This window comes from Plantibacter sp. VKM Ac-2876 (assembly GCF_015350715.1).
In the GTDB taxonomy this organism is placed as follows: domain Bacteria; phylum Actinomycetota; class Actinomycetes; order Actinomycetales; family Microbacteriaceae; genus Plantibacter; species Plantibacter auratus.
The window spans coordinates 1-3,713 of sequence record NZ_JADKSI010000006.1 but is presented as its reverse complement, the minus strand read 5'-3'; the positions used below and the strand labels follow the sequence as shown (position 1 = coordinate 3,713).

Sequence of the window (3,713 nt, the reverse complement as noted above, 5' to 3'; positions counted from 1 at the left end):
ATGCACGCTGTTGGGTCCTGAGGGACCGGATCTTCTCCGCTTCGGTGGAGGAAGGACGAACCTCAGGGCCTCTTTTGCTTGACATCAATGGTCAAGGAGAGAGGTACCGCCCGTACTTTGAGAACTACACAGTGGACGCGAGCATCTTAGATTCATGACCCTTCGGGGTTGTGGATCACAAAGATCAAAACATGCTTCTTCGGAAGTGATGTTGATCATTGGTCAATCTGCATCAGGTAACTGGTGCCGATCGATTCAAACTCATGTGATTTCAAATTTCTAAGAGCAAACGGTGGATGCCTTGGCATCTGGAGCCGAAGAAGGACGTAGTAATCTGCGATAAGCCTCGGGGAGCTGATAAACGAGCTGTGATCCGAGGATTTCCGAATGGGGAAACCCCGCCAGGCCCCTTGTGGTGATCTGGTGACTCCCGCCTGAATATATAGGGCGGGTAGAGGGAACGGGGGGAAGTGAAACATCTCAGTACCCCCAGGAAGAGAAAACAACAGTGATTCCGTCAGTAGTGGCGAGCGAAATCGGAAGAGGCTAAACCGGGCATGTGTGATAGCTATCAGGCGTTGCATGTCCGGGGTTGTGGGACTTCTCACTCCGAACTGATATTCGGGGAGCATTAGAACGTGGTATAGACGAATGGGATTGAAAGCCCAGCCAGAGACGGTGCCAGCCCGGTAGTCGAAATGCTGCAATCGTGCGAGGAGTATCCCAAGTAGCACGGGGCCCGAGAAATCCCGTGTGAATCTGTCAGGACCACCTGATAAGCCTAAATACTCCCAGATGACCGATAGCGGACAAGTACCGTGAGGGAAAGGTGAAAAGTACCCCGGGAGGGGAGTGAAATAGTACCTGAAACCGTTTGCTTACAAACCGTTGGAGCACCCTTGTTGGTGTGACAGCGTGCCTTTTGAAGAATGAGCCTGCGAGTTAGCGATATGTGGCGAGGTTAACCCGTGTGGGGTAGCCGTAGCGAAAGCGAGTCTGAATAGGGCGATTCAGTCGCATGTCCTAGACCCGAAGCGAAGTGATCTATCCATGGCCAGGTTGAAGCGACGGTAAGACGTCGTGGAGGACCGAACCCACTTAGGTTGAAAACTGAGGGGATGAGCTGTGGATAGGGGTGAAAGGCCAATCAAACTTCGTGATAGCTGGTTCTCTCCGAAATGCATTTAGGTGCAGCGTTGCGTGTTTCTTGCCGGAGGTAGAGCTACTGGATGGCCGATGGGGCCCAAAAGCTTACTGACGTCAGCCAAACTCCGAATGCCGGTAAGTGAGAGCGCAGCAGTGAGACGGTGGGGGATAAGCTTCATCGTCGAGAGGGAAACAACCCAGACCACCAACTAAGGTCCCAAAGCGCGTGCTAAGTGGGAAAGGATGTGGAGTTGCACAGACAACCAGGAGGTTGGCTTAGAAGCAGCCACCCTTGAAAGAGTGCGTAATAGCTCACTGGTCAAGTGATTCCGCGCCGACAATGTAACGGGGCTCAAGCACGCCACCGAAGTTGTGGCATTGATATTTTTGGTAGGCCTTCGTGGTCCAGCCGTATTGATGGGTAGGAGAGCGTCGTGTGGCGAGTGAAGCGGCGGTGTAAACCAGCCGTGGACGCTACACGAGTGAGAATGCAGGCATGAGTAGCGAAAGACATGTGAGAAACATGTCCTCCGAAAGACCAAGGGTTCCAGGGTCAAGCTAATCTTCCCTGGGTAAGTCGGGACCTAAGGCGAGGCCGACAGGCGTAGTCGATGGACAACGGGTTGATATTCCCGTACCCGCGAAGAACCGCCCAAGATAATCCAGTGGTGCTAAGAGTCCTAACCCGGACGACTGATTCCCTTCGGGGATGATGGGTCCGGTCTAACGCTCGACCCCATGCTGGTGCGTTTAGCGTATTAACAGGTGTGACGCAGGAAGGTAGCCTATGCCGGGCGATGGTTGTCCCGGTGTAAGTGCGTAGGCTGAGAGATAGGCAAATCCGTCTCTCGTGAAGGCTGAGACACGATACGGACCCGTAAGGGATAGTAGGTGATCCTATGCTGCCAAGAAAAGCATCGACGCGAGGTTCTAGTGGCCCGTACCCCAAACCGACTCAGGTGGTCAGGTAGAGAATACTAAGGAGATCGAGAGAATCGTGGTTAAGGAACTCGGCAAAATGCCCCCGTAACTTCGGGAGAAGGGGGGCCTGAGGCGTATTAGGACTTGCTCCGAAAGCGTTTGAAGGCCGCAGAGACCAGTGGGAAGCGACTGTTTACTAAAAACACAGGTCCGTGCCAAGTCGCAAGACGATGTATACGGACTGACGCCTGCCCGGTGCTGGAAGGTTAAGAGGAACGGTTAGCCGCAAGGCGAAGCTGAGAATTTAAGCCCCAGTAAACGGCGGTGGTAACTATAACCATCCTAAGGTAGCGAAATTCCTTGTCGGGTAAGTTCCGACCTGCACGAATGGCGTAACGACTTCCCAGCTGTCTCAACCGCGAACTCGGCGAAATTGCATTACGAGTAAAGATGCTCGTTACGCGCAGCAGGACGGAAAGACCCCGTGACCTTTACTACAGCTTGGTATTGGTGTTCGGTGTGGCTTGTGTAGGATAGGTGGGAGACTTTGAAGCTTGGACGCTAGTTCAGGTGGAGTCATTGTTGAAATACCACTCTGGTCACTCTGGATATCTAACTTCGAACCGTAATCCGGTTCAGGGACAGTGCCTGGTGGGTAGTTTAACTGGGGCGGTTGCCTCCCAAAAAGTAACGGAGGCGCCCAAAGGTTCCCTCAACCTGGTTGGCAATCAGGTGTCGAGTGTAAGTGCACAAGGGAGCTTGACTGTGAGACTGACAAGTCGAGCAGGGACGAAAGTCGGGACTAGTGATCCGGCAGTGGCTTGTGGAAGCGCTGTCGCTCAACGGATAAAAGGTACCTCGGGGATAACAGGCTGATCTTGCCCAAGAGTCCATATCGACGGCATGGTTTGGCACCTCGATGTCGGCTCGTCGCATCCTGGGGCTGGAGTAGGTCCCAAGGGTTGGGCTGTTCGCCCATTAAAGCGGTACGCGAGCTGGGTTTAGAACGTCGTGAGACAGTTCGGTCCCTATCCGCTGCGCGCGCAGGAAATTTGAAAGGATCTGACCCTAGTACGAGAGGACCGGGTTGGACGAACCTCTGGTGTGTCAGTTGTTCCGCCAGGAGCACCGCTGATTAGCTACGTTCGGGATGGATAACCGCTGAAAGCATCTAAGCGGGAAGCCGGCCTTAAGATGAGATTTCCATGCCTTCGGGCGAGAGGCTCCCAGCCAGACTACTGGGTTGATAGGCCGGATGTGGAAGAGAGGACGAAAGACTCTCGGAGCTGACCGGTACTAATAAGCCGATAATTTGATAACACTTTCTTTGTTTGAATACGAAGATGCTACGCGTCCACTGAGTGGTTCTCGATGTACGGTCGAGAACCCGCAAACAACACCACTGTGTTCGCACAGCGTGTTGGTTTGCTTGTTCACTTTGATACATCAATAGTGTTTCGGCGGCCATAGCGAGAGGGAAACGCCCGGTCACATTCCGAACCCGGAAGCTAAGACTCTTTGCGCCGATGGTACTGCAGGGGGGACCCTGTGGGAGAGTAGGACACCGCCGGACTTCTTCGTTGAAATGGCCACCCAAGGTTCTTGGGTGGCCATTTTGCGTTAACACGCTTTGTGCGTGAAGTCGT

The 3,713-nt window shown here is 53.6% G+C and carries 2 rRNA genes; both read left to right on the top strand.

Going from position 1 to position 3,713, the window contains the following annotated elements:
* The first annotated feature begins 269 nt into the window (after positions 1-269).
* Positions 270-3,387 (top strand): 23S ribosomal RNA (locus ITJ62_RS18825).
* Positions 3,388-3,523: 136 nt separating this feature from the next.
* Positions 3,524-3,640: ribosomal RNA gene (rrf, locus tag ITJ62_RS18820) — 5S ribosomal RNA — on the top strand.
* The last annotated feature ends 73 nt before the right edge of the window (positions 3,641-3,713 follow it).